This window comes from uncultured Flavobacterium sp., assembly GCF_963925415.1.
In the GTDB taxonomy this organism is placed as follows: domain Bacteria; phylum Bacteroidota; class Bacteroidia; order Flavobacteriales; family Flavobacteriaceae; genus Flavobacterium.
Genome location: NZ_CAWUTS010000123.1, coordinates 1 through 17,926 on the forward strand (window position 1 = coordinate 1; position 17,926 = coordinate 17,926).

Genomic DNA, 17,926 nt, shown 5'->3' on the forward strand with positions numbered 1-17,926 from the left:
GTTATAAATGGCTCTAGTAGTCAAGGGCCTTCCGATGACGGAAGAATAAAACCCGACATTACAGCTGATGGTACAAATGTTCTTTCAACTATTGAAACAAGTACTACGTCTTATGGTACCGCAACAGGCACATCAATGTCATCACCCAGTGTTGCAGGTTCTTTATTGTTATTGCAACAGCATTATAACAATTTGAACAGTTCTTTTATGAGAGCTGCTACATTAAAAGGTCTTGTTTGTCATACAGCTTTAGATGACAATGCAAACGTTGGTCCAGATCCCTATTTTGGTTGGGGCATGTTAAATACCAGCGAAGCGGCTACTTTAATCACACAAGACACAAATTCAACAGCCATAATTGATGAAAGGGTCCTGAATATTGGGGGAACCTATTCTGTTGAAATTGTTGTTTCAACTGCTCAAACACTAAAAGCAACAATTTGTTGGACAGATCCTGCGGGGTCATCAAAAAATGGTCAATTAAATGCTACATCTCCAGCATTAAAGCACGATTTAGATTTACGAATAATTAAAAATACAGAAGTTAATTTTCCATGGAAATTGCAATTGTCTGATTTATCAGCTCCAGCAATTAAAGGGGATAATATAGTTGATAATGTTGAAAAAGTTGAAGTAGACAATGCTATTGGCACCTATACAATTCAGGTTTCTCATAAAGGGTTTTTAGTTGGGGGTTCTCAGGCGTATAGTTTAGTTATCAGTGGTTATGATGGCACTTTAGATAACCAGGCATTTAACCCAGACAATATTACTGTTTTTCCAAATCCTACAGCAGATAAAGTTTTTATAAACTCAGATAAAAAAGCTATAATTAGTTATCAAATTTATGATTTGCAAGGGCGCTTAATTAATTCTATAAAATTAAATAAAGTAAACAATCTTGAAGTAGATTTAAGCAATTATAATTCAGGTATTTATTTGATTAATTTAAAGACAGAGTCTAGCTCTTCTTCATATAAAATTGTTAAAAAATAATTATTAGTTTTTATTATTTAAAATCTCATTATATTTGCACTTATAAAAATATAATGAGATTTTTTTTAACATAGTTTTTGTACTTGGTTTTATTGTTTCAACGGCCCAAATTAAAGACGTAAATGGTTTTGGAATTGGAAAAACGTTTGGCAATAATCAAAACGATAGTTTAGATGTTTTTAACGCATCTAACACCGCATTTAAAATTCCTCCTATAAGTTTTTATAAAAAGCACACTCTAGAAAAAGACACTACTTTTTTAGATACAACTATAAACATCCAAAAAGAGTATGCATTCAATATGCTTCGAAAAGATCTTTTTGGCTTATTAGCTTTTGCAAATGAAGGACAGTCCTACAATACTTTAAATTTTGGTTTAAATAATTCAAATGCAAGACCTAATTTTGGTTTTAAAGCCAAACATTTTAATTATTTAGAAGTAGAGGATATTAAATACTATTCGGTTCCAACTCCTTTAACAGAACTGTATTTTAAAACAGTAATGGAGCAAGGACAATCGGTCGATGCTTTTTTAGCAATAAATACAAAGCCTAACTTAAATTTTTCTATAGCATATAAAGGGATTCGTTCTATAGGCAAATACATAAACAATATTTCAAGTTCAGGAAATTTCAGATTTACAACAAGCTACTTTTCCATAAACAAACGATATGTTTTAAATGCTCATTTTACAGGTCAAGACATATCTAATCAAGAAAATGGAGGTATTATTGATTTAGATCTTTTTGAAGCAAGCAACCAGCCTTATAACAATAGAGAAAGATTAGATGTCTATTTTAAAGATGCTACAAGTTTTTTGAAAGGAAATCGATTTTTTATTGATCACTCGTATAAATTATCACCCGAAAAAACCAATACACTAGTTCTAACACATCAATTTAATCAAGAATATAAATTTTTTGAATTTACTCAAAAAACAGTTAGCCCCAGATTTGGTGATTCTTATGCAAGTGCCATAAATAATAAAACACGATATAATCATTTGTACAATAAGATAGGCGTCGCTTATAAAACAAAAAACTTTGGTGATCTTGAGTTATATATAGATGATAATACGCTAAACTATTACTACAATAACATTATTTATGATACTATAGGTAATGTTTCGGTCCCAAACTCAATACAGGAACGAATAAATAATTTAGGAGCTGCTTATTCTTATTTTAAAAACAATATCGTAGGAAAATTTAAGTTTTTAAACACACTTTCGAACCAATCTATTTCAAATATTGAACTTAATTTAAGCTATAAATTAAATGATATTAATAGCATTTCTTTTGAATATCAAAAACTAAATAGTTTGCCAAGCTTAAATTACACATTACATCAAAGTACGTATATTGATTATAATTGGTATAACAACTTTAAAAACGAAAAACTAAATCAGTTTAAAATCACTGCAAATACAAAATGGTTTAATGCATCAATTAATTATAAAATAGTAGATGATCATTTGTATTTTGAAAACGAAAACAATGATATTACATCCTTAAAAGTTAAACCAAAACAATTTGATAAGACCATTAATTACCTGTCATTTCAAATAAAAAAAGAATTAAAATTTAAAAAATTTGCTTTAGATAACACCTTATTATACCAATCTGTAAATCAGTCAGCTGCTGTGCTAAATGTGCCTCAAATTGTAACAAGAAATACCTTGTATTATTCAAATTCAATTTTTAAAAACGCCATGCAAATCCAAACAGGTGTTACATTTAATTATTTTACAGATTATTATGCAAATGATTACAATCCTCTTTTAGGCGAATTTTATATACAAAATCAAACTAAAATTGGTGGTTTCCCAATGCTTGATTTTTTTATTAATGCAAAAGTACGTCAAACGCGTATTTTTTTAAAAGCAGAACATTTTAATTCTTCTTTTACGGGTTACAATTTTTATGCGGCCCCCAATTACCCGTATCGAGATTTTATGGTGAGATTTGGATTAGTATGGAACTTTTTTCAGTAGTATATTGTGCTCTAAAAAATTATTTTATGTTTAGGTTACATTTTTTAGCAGCAATTAATAACAAAATGCAAACTAATTTTGCTGTAGTATAACAATCCCATATCTTTGCCTTTCATAAATTAAGTAAAATTTATAATGAATTACGCAAAAAACATTTTAGAAACTATTGGCAATACACCTTTAGTAAAGTTAAATAGAATTACTGCAGAAGTTGATGCCTTGGTATTAGCAAAAGTGGAAACATTTAACCCAGGAAATTCAACAAAAGACAGAATGGCTGTTAAAATGGTTGAAGATGCTGAAGCAGATGGAAGATTGCAGCCTGGAGGAACCATTATTGAAGGAACTTCTGGTAACACAGGAATGGGTCTTGCATTAGCTGCCATAGTAAAAGGGTATAAATGTATTTTTGTTATTACAGATAAGCAATCTAAAGAAAAAATGGATATACTTCGTGCTGTTGGTGCAAAAGTTATTGTTTGCCCTACAGATGTTGAACCCACAGACCCTAGATCCTATTACTCTGTTTCAAAACGATTGGCGACTGAGATACCTAATTCTTGGTACGTAAATCAATACGATAATCCCAGTAATGCTCTAGCTCATTATGAGCAAACTGGACCCGAAATTTGGGAACAAACAAACGGAAAAGTCACTCATTTTATTGTTGGTGTTGGTACCGGTGGAACTATTTCTGGAGTGGCTAAATATTTAAAAGAAAAAAACCCAAAAATTAAAATTTGGGGCATAGATACATATGGTTCCGTATTCAAAAAATACCATGAAACAGGTATTTTTGATGAAAACGAAATTTACTCCTACATAACAGAAGGAATTGGAGAAGATATTTTACCAAAAAATGTTGACTTTTCTTTGATCGACGGTTTTACAAAAGTAACCGATAAAGACGCTGCTGTATACACTAGAAAAATTGCCCTTGAAGAAGGAATATTTGTTGGAAATTCTGCAGGATCAGCTATTAAAGGTTTATTGCAATTGAAACATCATTTTAAACCAGAAGATGTAGTTGTTGTTTTGTTTCACGATTCAGGGAGTAGATATGTGGGTAAAATATTCAATGATGATTGGATGAGAGAAAGAGGTTTTCTTGATGAAGAAATCACCAAGGCCGAAGATTTAATTAAAAACCACATTGACAAGCCATTAATTGTAGTTCGAACAGAAGAATTAGTTTCTCATGCTTTAGATCGATTAAAAAAATACAAAATATCTCAAATTCCTGTAATAGATACAACTGGCTTTGTAGGAAGTATTGATGAGTCAGACTTGTTTAGAAGTTACGTTGAAAACAAAGATATAGCAGATAAACCTATCAAAAATATAATGGGAAAACCTTATCCTATAGTTACTAAAAACACACCCATTGACGAAGTTTCAAAGCTTATTAACAAAGACAATCAAGCTGTTATTTTGGATTTAGGTGAAAATAAATATCACATCATTACAAAGCATGACATTATAAGTTCTATAAGCTAGTGCTAATCATATATTGTATAAAAAACCTAACAATTCTTTACCGATTTTGTTAGGTTTTTTTATAATTTAGTAATTCAAAATTAACTTTATGAAAGAAGATTTTTTGCATTATTTATGGCTTAATAAACGATTCGATTTTTCTAATTTAAAAACTACGGATAATCAATCGCTACAAATTATTCATTTTGGACAGTATTTACAGCAAACGGGACCAGATATTTTTAATGCTCAACTCATCATTGAAAATCAAAAATGGGCCGGAAATATTGAAATTCATGTAAAATCATCAGATTGGTATTTACATAATCATGAGAATGATGCAAATTATGATAGTGTCATTCTTCATGTAGTTTGGAATCATGATGTAGAAATTTATAGAAAAGACAATTCTACACTGCCTGTGTTGCAATTAAAAAACTATGTTTTCAGCGATGAAGTATACAAATACAAATTGCTTCTGTCGCCAAAATCATGGATTTATTGTGAGCAAGATATTGCAAGCGTGCCTCATTTTGTTTTTTTAAATTGGCAAGAACGTTTGTTTTTTGAACGTCTCGAAAAAAAAACGATTCCTTTTGAAGTCTTATTAGAACAAAACAACTCAGATTGGGAAAGCAGCTTGTTTTCTATGTTGGCTAAAAATTTTGGACTTAATATAAATGGACAATCCTTTTTTGATTTGGCACTTGCAATTCCGTTTTCAGTACTAAAAAAAGAATCTTTTGAAATAGAAAACATAGAAGCCTTGTTGTTTGGGTCGGGTCATATGTTAGAAGCAGAAAAACAAGATTCATATTACAAAGCGATCCAAATAAGATGGTTGTTCTTAAAGCATAAACATCAATTAAAAGACACCTATATAACACCTATTCAGTTTTTTAAATTAAGACCCGATAATTTTCCAACGATTCGTTTAGCTCAATTTGCTCAATTATATCAAAGTAAACAAAGCTTGTTTATTGAATTAATTTCCGCTCAAACAAAAGAAAAAATATATGACATTTTTAATACTTCTACCTCAGACTATTGGAAAAATCATTATAATTTTGATTCAGAAAGTTCTGTTAAATCAAAAAAAATGAGCAGCTCATTTATTGACTTATTAATCATCAATACAATAATTCCATTAAAATTTATTTATGCAAAAGCACAAGGTAAAGAAAATGCGGAAGAATTGATTGCATTAATGCGCCAGCTTAAGCCAGAAAAAAATAGTATAATAGATAAGTTTACAGTATTTAATATAACATCAAAAAATGCATTTGAAACACAATCGTTATTGCAATTAAAAAATGAATATTGCAATCATAAAAAGTGTTTGCAATGTGCTGTTGGACAGTCGCTTTTAAAGTAGCAGGTTTATTTCAAAATTAAAACTTCAATAATGAATGGTAATTTCTTATATTTGAAAGAAAATATATGATTCGAAATATTTTACATTTTTTTGAAAAAAACGGCTTTTTTGTAGCTTCACGCTTGGCTGATAGGCTAGGGATGAAAGCAACAAATGTTCGTTTGTTTTTTATTTATATTTCATTTATTACAGCTGGTTTATGGTTTGGTGTTTATCTAACTTTAGCTTTTTGGTTAAAGCTAAAGGACATGATATATACCAAAAGGTCCTCTGTGTTTGATTTGTAAAAAACCACAAATCCTTTGTTTTTTAATTGATTTTGTTATCTTTGAAGAACAATAACTAATCAAAAATTATTTATGTCAACAAAAGCAGATTCTTGGGGCTCACGAGTTGGTCTTATACTAGCAATGGCTGGAAATGCTGTAGGATTAGGAAATTTTCTTAGATTTCCTGTTCAAGCAGTACAAAATGGAGGTGGAGCATTTATTATTCCTTATTTAATATGTTTTGTAATAATGGGAATCCCTTTATTATTTATTGAATGGTCTTCGGGACGCTTTGGCGGAAAATTTGGAAATCATAGTACTCCTTACATTTTGGATTCAATGGTTAAGGGAAGAGCCTTAAAATACATTGGAGTTTTTGGAATTTTTACAAATATAGCCGTGGCTTCTTATTATTGTTATATAGAATCTTGGACGATGTCTTATGTGTATCACTCTATCGTAGGTACATTTAACGAAATGAGTCAGGCTGATGTAGCTGGATTCTTTAATTCATATGTAGATATAGCACAATCAACAACAGGTATTCCTTATGAATCGGTTATTTTTTATGTATTGTGTCTAATATTAAATACTTATATATTATCTAAAGGTTTAGGTGGAATAGAAAAAGTTGCAAAAATTGGTATGCCATTATTAATTTTATTTGGTGTAATATTAGCCTTTAGAGGAGTAACTTTAGGCACAAGTGGTGCTTCTGAAGTTTTCCCTACAGCCAATGCTTGGGATGGACTTAATTTCTTGTGGACGCCACAATATAGTTCTTTACTCGATTTAAAAGTATGGATGGCTGCAGCCGGACAAATATTCTTTACACTTTCTGTAGGTATGGGAACAATTCATTGTTATGCTGCCTATCTTAAAGAAAAAGACGATATCGCTCTTAACTCAGTTTCAGCTGGTTTTATGAATGAATTTGTTGAAGTAGTTTTAGGAAGTTTAATTGTAATACCAATAGCTGCTGGTTACTTAGGTTTGGATTGGGTAATTCAAAATGCAGGTTTTGGAATGGCTTTTCAAACAATGCCATATTTATTTCAACAATGGGGTGATGTTCTTTCAATTTTCGCTGGTGTTTTTTGGTTTGGCTTATTATTTTTTGCTGGTATAACATCTTCTTTAGCTATGGGTACTCCATGGATGGGCTTTATGCAAGATGAATTTAATTGGAGTAAAAACAAAGGGGCTTGGTCATTTGGTGCAATTGCTTTAATTTTAGGATTACCAACCGTAATTTTCTTTAAAGAGGGAGTGTTTGATGAATACGATTATTGGGCAGGAACAGTAAGTTTAGTAGTATTTGCAATGTTAGAAACTATTTTATTTTCATGGGTTTTTGGTATGAAAAAAGGATGGAGAGAAATTACATCAGGTGCAGATATTAAAGTGCCAAATATTTACAAATACATCATTAAGTGGGTAACACCCTTAATGTTAATTGTAATTTTCTTAGGTTCGTTGTTAAAACCATTAGACAATAATTGGTCAGCTTCATTTTCAAGCTTATTTTCAGGAAATGGATGGGCTTTAGACAACAGTTCTATTATAAAAACAGTTATGCATTCAGGTATTAAAGAGCAAATTGCAGCAGCAACAGACCCTTTATTAATTGAGCAATTAACAGACAAAATGATGTATTTAAATTTCGCTAGAATTTTGTTGGTAGGCTTATTTGCCTTCATTAGTTTATTAGTTTATTTAGCCTTTCAAAAACGAAAAAGAGAAGGTAGAGCTACAGAATAATTTTTAATTTTTATAATTTAATAAATAAAAAAATATGAATACAGAAGCATTAATTACAATGTTGCTTACTCAAGGGATTGTGATAAGTTTAGCTTGTTACTTTTTTTATAAAGTATTAACTATAAAGCCAAAGCAAGAACCAGATTCATTTTCAGATAATGACGACGAATTAGACAGACAACCTGAATAATAAATTCGAGTTCATGTATAATTGCCATAATTTATACGTTAAAATGACCTGCAAAAAAGCAATAATTTTTTACAAATGAATAAAATAAAATCCTACTTCATGTTTTCAAGAGAACACAGAGGTGGGATTTTTTTGTTTTTATTACTCCTTATAGCATTTCAGTTGTCTTATTTTTTCTTTGATTTTAACCCCATTCAAAAGCAACAACCATCTAAAGCAGAACTTCAATGGTTAGCAATGCAAAACGAAATAGACAGTATTAAACATTTAAACGATTCGTTAAAACATGTAATCAAACCTTTTAATCCTAACTTTATAACCGATTATAAAGCTTCGGTTCTAGGAATGTCTGTAAAAGAAATTGACAGACTACATAAGTTTAGGTCTTTAGATAAATACGTAAACTCAGGCAAAGAATTTCAACAAATAACAAAAATATCAAATGAGTTATTGAATACAATTTCACCTCATTTTAAATTTCCCGATTGGGTTACTGAATCAAATAATTTGAATAATATTCAATATTCAAAAGCCAATTCAAATTTCAAAAAATTTCCTCAAAAAAAAGCTATTGTACCCATGAATATTAATGATGCTTCAAAAGAAGATATCATGAAAATTTATGGTATAGGACATAAAATTTCCGAAAATATAATTAAAGAAAAAGAAAACTTTGGTGCCTTTGCATCTATTGAGCAATTGAAATATATATGGGGAATTTCTCCTGAAATATACAACGACATTCAAATGTATTTTTATATAGGTCAAAATCCACCACTTAAAACAATAGATATTAATAACTTATCAATTAATGAATTAGTCAAATTTCCTTATTTTGATTATAAACTTGCAAGGCAAATTGTAATTTTTAGAAGCGCAAACGATGACATAAAAAACATTGATGATTTAACAAAAATTAAGGGAATGCCTACCGAAAAAATACAAATAATAGCCTTATATTTGAAATTATAAAAGAATAGTATAGAAATACTTAAAATATGAAATCATTATACTTCTCAGAAGATCATCAATTATTTAGAAAAAGCTTACAAGATTTCTTACAAAAAGAAGTAGTGCCACACATCGAAAAGTGGGAAAAATCAGGAACCATAGATCGCTTTATTTGGAAAAAATTTGGAGAAATGGGTTTTTTCGGAATCAACTATCCCGAAGCATACGGCGGAATGGACTTAGATTTATTTTATACAGTTATCTTTTTAGAAGAACTTCAAAAAATAAATTCAGGTGGTTTTGCAGCTGCTATGTGGGCTCATGCTTATCTAGCCATGACTCATTTAAATGCTGAGGGTGATGAACGAATTAAACAAAATTACTTAGCACCAAGTATTTTAGGAGACAAAATAGGAGCGCTTTGTATCACAGAACCTTTTGGCGGAAGCGATGTGGCAGGTATGCGAACAACAGCTGTTAAAAAAGGAGACAAATACATTATAAACGGATCTAAAACGTTTATAACCAATGGTGTATATGCAGATTATTATGTTGTTGCAGCAAAAACAGATACCACCCTTGGCAATAAAGGAATTAGCATATTCTTAGTAGATACAAATACAAAAGGAATAACAGCTACAAAACTAGATAAATTAGGTTGGAGAGCTTCTGATACAGCTGAAATAGCTTTTGACACTGTAGAAATTCCTCAAGAAAACTTGATGGGTGAAAAAGGAAAAGGCTTCCCTTACATCATGCAACATTTTGCTCTAGAGCGATTAATAATGGCAATTAATGCACATTCGAGATCAGAGTTTGCGTTAGATTATACAATAGAATACATGTCACAACGTGAAGCATTTGGTAAAAAAATTAACCAATTTCAAGCATTAAGGCATACATTAGTTGAGCATGCCGCTGATGTAGAGCATTGTAAAGTATTTAATTATGCAGCAGTATCCCGATTAGATAAAGGCGAATATGTTGTTAAAGAAGCCACAATGGCAAAACTAAAATCGACAAAAGTTGCCGATGAAACTATTTACAGTTGTCTTCAAATGCTTGGTGGTTATGGGTATATGGAAGAATATCCTTTAGCACGTTTGTCGAGAGATAGCCGTTTAGGGCCTATAGGTGGTGGCACATCAGAAATTCTAAAAGAAATTTTATCAAAAATGATCATCGATAACAAAGACTATAAACCAGCTGTAAAATAATTTTTTTTAAAGCTATATCCAGCCATTCACTATATCTTTTTAGTAGCGTTTTTATCAAACGCTACTAAAAAGGATGCCGTTTCTGTCTGGGCTAGGGTTTAGTTTTTCTATTCAATTAGGAATGATAAAATAATTAACAATCAATGCTCATAATTCAAAATAATGATTACATTTGCACCCTAAACGAGCGGAGGTGTCAATATTATGTTAATTATACAAATCAAAGACGGAGAAAATATAGATAGAGCTTTAAAGCGCTACAAAAGAAAGTTTGATAAAACAGGAACCGTACGTCAATTAAGATCACGTACTGCGTTTCACAAACCATCTGTTGTAAATAGAGCAAAAATTCAAAAAGCAGCTTATATACAAAATATGAGAGATAATTTAGAAAACTAGTATTTTTTAGATTACAAATACCATAACCGTTAATATATAAAGTGTAACTTTGTGTATTAACGGTTTTTTTTATGACTACAAATCTCCAAGCATATTATGATTATCTTCAAAAGGAGAAAAACTATTCGCTCCTTACCTTGCGTGCATATTTAGATGATGTGAAATCATTTCAAACTTATTTAACTCAAGATCATGATGAACTTTTATTAGAAGAAATATCATATACACAAGTAAGAAGTTGGATTGTGTCTTTAGTAGAAAGCGGTATATCAAATAAAACAATCAACAGAAAAATTTCCTCATTAAAATCATATTATAAATTTTTATTAAAAATAAAACAAATAGAGTTTAATCCTCTTTTAAAACACAAATCACTCAAAGTACCTCAAAAAGTGCAAGTCCCTTTTTCAGAAAAAGAACTAATGAATGTTTTAGAAATTGATTGCATTGAAAATGATTTTGAATCCATCCGAAATAAATTAATTGTCGAATTGTTTTACACAACCGGAATACGAAGAGCCGAACTTATTAATTTAAAATGCAGCAATGTTAACAAGCATACTAAATTGTTAAAAGTTTTAGGAAAAAGAAATAAAGAGCGAATCATACCTATATTAGCTAGCACATTGGTATTGCTAGAAAAATACCTTATTGAAAGATCTAGCATGCAAACTATTCAAAACCCCGATGTGTTAATTTTGTCTAAAAAAGGAAAAATACTTTCAGAAACATTTGTGTACCGCATGATTAATTCATACTTTAGTACTGTCTCCGAAAAGGTAAAAAAAAGCCCTCATGTGCTCAGACACACTTTTGCAACTCATTTATTAAATAATGGTGCTGATCTCAATTCTGTAAAAGAATTATTAGGACACGCAAGTTTGTCTTCAACCCAGATTTATACGCACAGTAGTTTGTCTGAGTTGCAAAAAGTATATAAAAAAGCACATCCTAGAAGTAAATAATAATCGCAAATCTTAAAAACTAAAATTATGAAAGTAAACGTTCAAGCAGTAAATTTTAATGTTGATAAAAAACTTATAGATTTTACAAAAGAAAAACTAGATAAATTGGAAAGATTTTATGACAAAATAGTTTCGTCAGATGTTTTTTTAAAAGTTGAAAACATAAGCGAAAAAGAAAATAAAATTGTTGAAATACGAATTAATGTTCCTGGGGATGATTTAATGGTTAAAAAATCAGGTAAAACTTTTGAAGAAGCTGTAGATTTATGCTCAAGTTCACTTGAAAGAGTTTTGGTAAAAAGAAAAGAAAAAAGCAGAGCACATATTTAATATAAAAATAAATATAAAATATTTTTGATTATACAATTAATTACATACATTTGCAGTCCGTTAGAAATAGCGGACTTTTTATATTTAATAAGCCGGTGTAGCTCAGCTGGCTAGAGCAGCTGATTTGTAATCAGCAGGTCGCGGGTTCGAGTCCCTCTACTGGCTCTATTTTATGAGTTAAAATGATAGGTTAGTCATAATTTGATTAATTTGTCTATTGGTTATTTAAATTAAAAAGTTGGGGAGATACTCAAGCGGCCAACGAGGGCAGACTGTAAATCTGCTGTGAAAACTTCGCAGGTTCGAATCCTGCTCTCCCCACAATAAGAATTTAGAATTTAGAATTTAGAATTTTCTAAGTTTTAACTTTTAACTTCTGAACTCACAAAAGCCGGTGTAGCTCAGGGGTAGAGTGCTTCCTTGGTAAGGAAGAGGTCTCGGGTTCAATTCCCGACATTGGCTCATAGTATTGAAAAATTTGAACACTAATAAATAAATAAATAACTAAGATTAAATTATTAAATCATGGCAAAAGGAAATTTTGATCGTTCCAAACCACACTTAAACATTGGTACAATTGGACACGTAGATCACGGAAAAACAACTTTAACTGCAGCGATAACTAAAGTATTATCTGATGCAGGTTATTCAGAAGCAAAATCATTTGATCAAATTGATAATGCACCAGAAGAAAAAGAAAGAGGTATTACTATTAATACATCTCACGTAGAATATGCTACAGCTAACCGTCATTACGCTCACGTTGACTGTCCAGGTCACGCGGATTACGTTAAGAACATGGTTACTGGAGCTGCTCAAATGGATGGAGCTATATTAGTAGTAGCTGCTACTGATGGTCCAATGCCACAAACAAGAGAACACATCCTCTTAGGACGTCAAGTAGGTATTCCTCGTATGGTTGTATTCATGAATAAAGTGGATATGGTTGATGATGCTGAATTATTAGAATTAGTAGAAATGGAAATTAGAGATTTATTATCTTTCTATCAATATGATGGTGATAATGGACCAGTTATCCAAGGTTCTGCTTTAGGTGGATTAAATGGAGATGCAAAATGGGTAGCTACTATCATTGAATTAATGGAAGCAGTTGACAATTGGATTGAAATGCCACCACGTGAAATAGACAAACCATTTTTAATGCCAGTTGAAGATGTATTTACAATTACGGGTCGTGGAACTGTTGCTACAGGTCGTATCGAAACAGGTATTGCAAATACAGGTGATCCAGTTGAAATTATCGGTATGGGTGCTGAAAAATTAACATCTACTATTACAGGTATCGAAATGTTCCGTCAAATCCTTGATAGAGGTGAAGCTGGAGATAATGCAGGTATCTTATTAAGAGGTATTGCAAAAGAAGATATCAAAAGAGGAATGGTAATTGTTAAGCCAGGATCTGTTAAACCACACGCACATTTTAAAGCAGAGGTTTATATCTTGAAAAAAGAAGAAGGTGGACGTCATACTCCATTTCATAACAACTACCGTCCACAATTTTACGTTCGTACAACAGACGTAACAGGTACTATTACTTTACCAGCAGGTGTAGAAATGGTAATGCCAGGAGATAACTTAACTATTGAAGTTACTTTATTAAGTCCTATCGCTTTATCAGTAGGTTTACGTTTTGCTGTTCGTGAAGGTGGTAGAACTGTTGGTGCTGGTCAGGTTACAGAAATTTTAGACTAAGTAAATACAAATAATTATTTATGAGCCAGTTGATTATTATTATCAACTGGCTTTATAAACAAACGGGCGTAGTTCAAGGGTAGAATAGCGGTCTCCAAAACCGTTGATGGGGGTTCGAATCCCTCCGCCCGTGCCATAAAATAAAAAATCATGACAAAAGTCGTTAATTATATTACAGAAGCATTTACTGAATTAAAATCAAATGTAACGTGGACAAATTGGGCAGAATTACAAAAACTAACTATTATAGTTGCTGTTTTTTCTATTGTTTTTTCCCTACTAACATTTGGTGTTGATGAAGCAATTATAGTAATAATAAAAAATATTTACAGTTTTTTAAAATAATAATAAATTTCAATGTCAGATATTAACATTAAGAAATGGTATGTAGTAAGGGCTGTTAGTGGACAGGAAAATAAAGTTAAAAACTATATTGAAACTGAAATAAACAGGCTGGGTATGTCTGACTATGTATCACAAGTACTTGTTCCTACCGAAAAAGTAGTACAGATAAAAGACGGAAAAAAAATAAGCAAAGAAAAAGTATATTTTCCAGGATATATTATGATCGAAGCCATCCTTACAGGAGAGGTTCCTCATATTATTCGATCAATTACTAATGTAATTGGATTCCTAGGAGAAACAAAGGGTGGTGATGCTGTTCCGTTACGTCAATCTGAAGTAAATAGAATGTTAGGTAAAGTTGATGAGTTAGCCGTAAATGCTGATTCAATAGCTATACCGTTTTCATTTGGAGAAACTATTAAAGTAATAGACGGGCCTTTTAATGGTTTCAATGGAACTATAGAGAAGGTTAATGAAGAAAAGCGTAAGCTAGAAGTGATGGTTAAAATTTTCGGTAGAAAAACACCATTAGAACTTAGTTTTATGCAAGTTGAAAAAGTATAATATTTTGTTACATTCATATTAAACAAGATCTTTCGCTTCCAAGAAAGATGTTAAAATTTTAAAAACAATGGCTAAAGAGATTAGTAAAGTAGTTAAACTACAAGTAAAGGGAGGTGCAGCGAACCCATCGCCACCGGTAGGACCTGCTCTGGGAGCTGCTGGTGTTAATATCATGGAGTTCTGTAAGCAATTTAATGCTAGAACTCAAGATAAAGCTGGCAAAATTTGTCCGGTACAAATTACCGTGTACAAAGATAAGTCATTTGACTTTGTTGTAAAAACACCACCTGCTGCAGTTCAGTTGTTGGAAGCAGCAAAATTAAAGTCTGGTTCAGGAGAGCCTAACCGTAAAAAAGTAGCAAGCGTTACTTGGGATCAAATTAAAGCAATAGCCGAAGATAAAATGCAAGATTTAAATGCATTTACTATTCAAGGTGCTATGACTATGATCGCAGGAACTGCTAGATCTATGGGTATAACAGTTTCAGGAACAGCTCCTTTTTAATCCGATAAAAGAATTAGACAATGGCAAAATTGACAAAAAAACAAAAAGAAGCAGCATTAAAAATTGATAAAAACAAGTTATATTCTTTAAAAGATGCTTCGGTATTATTAAAAGAATTAGCTTCAGCAAAATTTGATGAGTCTGTAGATATTGCAGTACGTTTAGGGGTTGACCCGCGTAAAGCAAATCAAATGGTAAGAGGGGTAGTTACATTGCCTCATGGAACTGGTAAAGATGTAAGAGTATTAGCTCTTGTAACTCCAGATAAAGAAGCAGAAGCTAAAGCAGCTGGTGCCGACTATGTTGGTTTAGACGAATACCTTCAAAAAATTAAAGACGGTTGGACAGATGTTGATGTTATCATCACAATGCCTTCTGTAATGGGTAAATTAGGTCCCTTAGGTCGTATTTTAGGACCAAGAGGTTTAATGCCAAATCCTAAAACTGGTACAGTTACTATGGATGTAGCTAAAGCCATAGAAGAAGTAAAAGCTGGTAAAATTGACTTTAAAGTTGATAAAACTGGTATCGTTCATGCTGGAATAGGTAGAGTATCTTTTGATGCTGATAAAATCTATGACAATGCACACGAAATAGTACAAACATTAATCAAAATGAAACCAACTGCAGCTAAAGGTACTTACATTAAGTCTATATACTTAACAAGTACTATGAGTCCTGCTATTGCCTTAGATCCTAAAGCAATATAAATTGGTAGTTAAAAACTTTTAGTATGACTAGAGAAGAAAAATCAATCGCGATTGAAAATTTAACTGCACAGTTAGCGGGAGTTAATGTTATTTACTTAGCAGATACTTCAGGACTTGATGCAGCATCAACATCTGATTTAAGAAGAGCTTGTTTTAAAGCTAATATTAAATTAGAAGTAGTTAAAAACACCTTGCTTGCTAAAGCTATGGAAGTTTCTGATTTAGACTATGGCGATTTGCCATCTGTTTTAAAAGGAAACACCGCTATAATGATTTCAGATACTGCTAATGCACCTGCAAAAATTATAAAAGATTTACGTAAAAAAGGGACTAAGCCAACTTTAAAAGGGGCTTATATTAATACAGAGATTTATATAGGTGATGATCAGTTAGATGCATTAGTTACTATTAAATCTAAAGAAGAGCTTATTGGTGAACTTATTGGATTACTTCAATCACCAGCTCAAAGAGTTATTGCAGCACTTCAAAATCAAAATAAAGAAGAAGTTGCACAATAAACAAGCGCACAATAATAAATTATATTTTACAAAACATTTTAAACGATAGAAAAAATGGCAGATTTAAAACAATTCGCAGAACAATTAGTTAGTTTAACAGTTAAAGAAGTTAATGAATTAGCTACAATATTAAAAGATGAATACGGTATAGAACCAGCTGCAGCTGCTGTTGTAGTTTCTGGTGGTGGTGCAAGTGCTGATGCTGCAGAAGAAAAAACTGAATTTACAGTAGTTCTTAAAGAATCAGGTCCTTCTAAATTAGCTGTTGTAAAAGCAGTAAAAGAATTAACAGGATTAGGACTTAAAGAAGCTAAAGATTTAGTGGACAGCGTTCCTTCAAACATCAAAGAAGGTGTAACTAAAGATGAGGCTGAAGGTCTTAAAAAATCTTTAGAAGAAGCTGGAGCTGTTGTTGAACTTGTTTAATTAAAACATAACAATAATACTAGGTTTAGACCTTGGGAGAGCATCCCAAAGGTCTAAACCATTTTTCGTATAGTAAATACTTATACGCTATTTAATATATTTCTTAATAAATTTATCCATAGATGATTGCTAATCAGACTGAAAGATTAAATTTTGCTTCTACTAAGAACATCCCTGATTATCCAGATTTTCTTGATATTCAAGTGAAGTCATTCCAAGATTTTTTTCAACTTGAAACTAAATCAGACGAAAGAGGCAACGAAGGTTTATATAATACCTTCATGGAAAACTTTCCAATTACAGATACAAGAAATAATTTTGTTTTAGAATTTCTTGATTATTTTGTAGATCCACCACGCTATACAATTGAAGAATGTATTGATAGAGGATTAACTTATAGTGTGCCATTAAAAGCAAGACTTAAATTATATTGTACTGATCCTGAACACGAAGATTTTGAAACTATTGTTCAAGATGTCTATTTAGGAACAATACCATATATGACTCCAAGTGGAACTTTTGTGATCAATGGTGCAGAACGAGTTGTCGTTTCTCAATTACATAGATCTCCGGGTGTTTTCTTTGGACAGTCTTTTCACGCAAATGGAACTAAGTTGTATTCTGCTAGAGTTATTCCTTTCAAGGGTTCTTGGATTGAATTTGCTACAGATATAAATAATGTAATGTATGCGTACATTGATAGAAAGAAAAAATTACCAGTTACTACCTTGTTTAGAGCAATCGGATTTGAAAGAGATAAAGATATCCTTGAAATATTTGACCTTGCTGAAGAAATCAAAGTTTCAAAAACAGGTATTAAAAAATATATTGGTAGAAAATTAGCTGCTCGTGTACTTAACACTTGGCATGAAGATTTTGTAGATGAAGATACAGGTGAAGTAGTTTCTATCGAACGTAACGAAATTATTTTAGATCGTGATACTATCTTAGACAAAGATAATGTTGAAGAAATAATCACAGCAGATGTAAAAAATATTTTATTACATAAAGAAGACAGTAATCAAGCGGATTATGCAATTATTCATAATACGTTACAAAAAGACCCTACAAATTCTGAAAAAGAAGCTGTAGAACATATATATAGACAACTACGTAATGCTGAACCGCCTGATGAAGAAACAGCACGTGGAATAATTGATAAATTGTTCTTCTCTGACCAAAGATATAATTTGGGCGAAGTAGGTCGTTATAGAATTAATAAA

General features: G+C 31.4%; 19 protein-coding genes, 4 tRNA genes and 1 pseudogene. All 24 read left to right on the forward strand.

Annotated elements, in window-relative coordinates; genetic code table 11:
* A partial coding sequence (locus AABM47_RS09640) for a S8/S53 family peptidase (protein ID WP_338410718.1) occupies positions 1 to 996 on the forward strand: 996 nt, incomplete at its 5' end.
* Positions 997 to 1,210: 214 nt separating this feature from the next.
* A complete protein-coding gene (locus AABM47_RS09645) occupies positions 1,211 to 2,989 on the forward strand; it encodes a putative porin (RefSeq protein WP_338410735.1) in 1,779 nt (592 codons plus the stop codon).
* A 135-nt stretch (positions 2,990 to 3,124) separates the two neighbouring features.
* Positions 3,125 to 4,486, forward strand: coding sequence for a pyridoxal-phosphate dependent enzyme (locus AABM47_RS09650; RefSeq protein WP_338410719.1), 1,362 nt, complete (start codon positions 3,125 to 3,127; stop codon positions 4,484 to 4,486).
* A gap of 88 nt (positions 4,487 to 4,574) precedes the next feature.
* Positions 4,575 to 5,840 carry a DUF2851 family protein gene (locus AABM47_RS09655; RefSeq protein ID WP_338410720.1) on the forward strand — a complete coding sequence of 422 codons (1,266 nt, stop codon included), beginning with the start codon at positions 4,575 to 4,577 and terminating at the stop codon, positions 5,838 to 5,840.
* Positions 5,841 to 5,905: 65 nt separating this feature from the next.
* On the forward strand, positions 5,906 to 6,127 hold the full coding sequence (locus AABM47_RS09660) for a PspC domain-containing protein (RefSeq protein WP_338376211.1): 222 nt from the start codon (positions 5,906 to 5,908) through the stop codon (positions 6,125 to 6,127).
* A 72-nt stretch (positions 6,128 to 6,199) separates the two neighbouring features.
* The gene (locus tag AABM47_RS09665) at positions 6,200 to 7,870 is read left to right on the forward strand and encodes a sodium-dependent transporter (protein ID WP_338410721.1); all 1,671 of its coding nucleotides are present in this window, start codon (positions 6,200 to 6,202) and stop codon (positions 7,868 to 7,870) included.
* A gap of 34 nt (positions 7,871 to 7,904) precedes the next feature.
* Positions 7,905 to 8,060 (forward strand): hypothetical protein, encoded by a 156-nt coding sequence (locus AABM47_RS09670; RefSeq protein ID WP_338410722.1) that lies wholly within the window; start codon positions 7,905 to 7,907, stop codon positions 8,058 to 8,060.
* 75 nt (positions 8,061 to 8,135) lie between these two features.
* Positions 8,136 to 9,032 (forward strand): helix-hairpin-helix domain-containing protein, encoded by an 897-nt coding sequence (locus tag AABM47_RS09675; RefSeq protein ID WP_338410723.1) that lies wholly within the window; start codon positions 8,136 to 8,138, stop codon positions 9,030 to 9,032.
* 26 nt (positions 9,033 to 9,058) lie between these two features.
* Positions 9,059 to 10,228 (forward strand): acyl-CoA dehydrogenase family protein, encoded by a 1,170-nt coding sequence (locus AABM47_RS09680; protein ID WP_338410724.1) that lies wholly within the window; start codon positions 9,059 to 9,061, stop codon positions 10,226 to 10,228.
* A 204-nt stretch (positions 10,229 to 10,432) separates the two neighbouring features.
* Positions 10,433 to 10,627 (forward strand): 30S ribosomal protein S21, encoded by a 195-nt coding sequence (gene rpsU, locus AABM47_RS09685; protein ID WP_338410725.1) that lies wholly within the window; start codon positions 10,433 to 10,435, stop codon positions 10,625 to 10,627.
* 71 nt (positions 10,628 to 10,698) lie between these two features.
* The gene (locus tag AABM47_RS09690; RefSeq protein ID WP_338410726.1) at positions 10,699 to 11,592 is read left to right on the forward strand and encodes a tyrosine-type recombinase/integrase; all 894 of its coding nucleotides are present in this window, start codon (positions 10,699 to 10,701) and stop codon (positions 11,590 to 11,592) included.
* Positions 11,593 to 11,619: 27 nt separating this feature from the next.
* Positions 11,620 to 11,922 carry a ribosome-associated translation inhibitor RaiA gene (gene raiA, locus AABM47_RS09695; protein WP_338410727.1) on the forward strand — a complete coding sequence of 101 codons (303 nt, stop codon included), beginning with the start codon at positions 11,620 to 11,622 and terminating at the stop codon, positions 11,920 to 11,922.
* Between the two features lie 91 nt (positions 11,923 to 12,013).
* Positions 12,014 to 12,087 (forward strand) — tRNA-Thr (locus AABM47_RS09700).
* A gap of 75 nt (positions 12,088 to 12,162) precedes the next feature.
* Positions 12,163 to 12,243 (forward strand) — tRNA-Tyr (locus tag AABM47_RS09705).
* Positions 12,244 to 12,312: 69 nt separating this feature from the next.
* Positions 12,313 to 12,384 (forward strand) — tRNA-Thr (locus AABM47_RS09710).
* A 63-nt stretch (positions 12,385 to 12,447) separates the two neighbouring features.
* Complete coding sequence (gene tuf / locus AABM47_RS09715) at positions 12,448 to 13,635, forward strand: elongation factor Tu (RefSeq protein WP_338410728.1); 1,188 nt, start codon at positions 12,448 to 12,450, stop codon at positions 13,633 to 13,635.
* A gap of 62 nt (positions 13,636 to 13,697) precedes the next feature.
* Positions 13,698 to 13,771 (forward strand) — tRNA-Trp (locus AABM47_RS09720).
* Positions 13,772 to 13,785: 14 nt separating this feature from the next.
* Positions 13,786 to 13,980: a preprotein translocase subunit SecE gene (locus AABM47_RS09725; RefSeq protein ID WP_338410729.1), complete on the forward strand. Its 195-nt coding sequence runs from the start codon at positions 13,786 to 13,788 to the stop codon at positions 13,978 to 13,980.
* A 12-nt stretch (positions 13,981 to 13,992) separates the two neighbouring features.
* Positions 13,993 to 14,544 carry a transcription termination/antitermination protein NusG gene (gene nusG / locus AABM47_RS09730; protein WP_338410730.1) on the forward strand — a complete coding sequence of 184 codons (552 nt, stop codon included), beginning with the start codon at positions 13,993 to 13,995 and terminating at the stop codon, positions 14,542 to 14,544.
* Positions 14,545 to 14,611: 67 nt separating this feature from the next.
* Positions 14,612 to 15,049: a 50S ribosomal protein L11 gene (gene rplK, locus AABM47_RS09735; RefSeq protein ID WP_338410731.1), complete on the forward strand. Its 438-nt coding sequence runs from the start codon at positions 14,612 to 14,614 to the stop codon at positions 15,047 to 15,049.
* Positions 15,050 to 15,069: 20 nt separating this feature from the next.
* On the forward strand, positions 15,070 to 15,759 hold the full coding sequence (rplA, locus tag AABM47_RS09740) for a 50S ribosomal protein L1 (protein WP_338410732.1): 690 nt from the start codon (positions 15,070 to 15,072) through the stop codon (positions 15,757 to 15,759).
* Between the two features lie 23 nt (positions 15,760 to 15,782).
* Positions 15,783 to 16,277: a 50S ribosomal protein L10 gene (gene rplJ, locus AABM47_RS09745; RefSeq protein ID WP_338410733.1), complete on the forward strand. Its 495-nt coding sequence runs from the start codon at positions 15,783 to 15,785 to the stop codon at positions 16,275 to 16,277.
* Between the two features lie 54 nt (positions 16,278 to 16,331).
* Positions 16,332 to 16,703: a 50S ribosomal protein L7/L12 gene (rplL, locus tag AABM47_RS09750; protein WP_338410734.1), complete on the forward strand. Its 372-nt coding sequence runs from the start codon at positions 16,332 to 16,334 to the stop codon at positions 16,701 to 16,703.
* Positions 16,704 to 16,825: 122 nt separating this feature from the next.
* Positions 16,826 to 17,926, forward strand: a pseudogene (gene rpoB, locus AABM47_RS09755) (DNA-directed RNA polymerase subunit beta); the annotation flags it as partial.